Here is a 522-nt window from a genome sequence, read left to right as displayed (position 1 = left end):
AAAATCTTAACCTTATATCAGTATCACCTTGATAATATCCCGCCATACATACCCTTAGGCCATGCGGTTACTTATGCCATCGTGTACCAAATGTCCCGTCAACGATTCATATGGAGTTATCATGTGGTTCTTGAGAAATTCCTGCATCAATTTGCTTTTATTACCTGTTTCATGTCATTAATTATCTTAAAAGATATTGCAGGTTTTCTTTGCTATTTGTTTTTTTTATTTATCGTAAGACAGAGAAAGAAACCTTTATTTTATTTGACTATGTTCGCTGTAACATACTATTTAGAGATGTTAGGTACACTGACTTCAGCATGGTCCTATTATTTTGCTCTTGGAAATCATCCTAACTATCCTTCAACATCAGTGACGCCCTGTGGTATCGCCGGTATTTATATGCTCGTTGATATTTCCAGCAATTCGATATATCTCCATGTGAAAAAATTTAAAAAAAACCTTCTCAAAAAAGAGAAGTCAAATACAACGAGGTATACCAGAACATTGAACCATTTATGA

1 pseudogene is annotated in these 522 nt (G+C 34.3%); it reads left to right on the top strand.

Going from position 1 to position 522, the window contains the following annotated elements:
* A pseudogene (locus LOX96_RS17520) lies at nucleotides 1-522 on the top strand (hypothetical protein); the annotation flags it as partial.

Source organism: Legionella maioricensis (genome assembly GCF_023618015.1).
GTDB classification, from domain to species: Bacteria; Pseudomonadota; Gammaproteobacteria; order Legionellales; family Legionellaceae; genus Legionella; species Legionella maioricensis.
The sequence above is the reverse complement of the archived record's forward strand: the minus strand, read 5'-3'. Positions and strand labels throughout refer to the sequence as shown.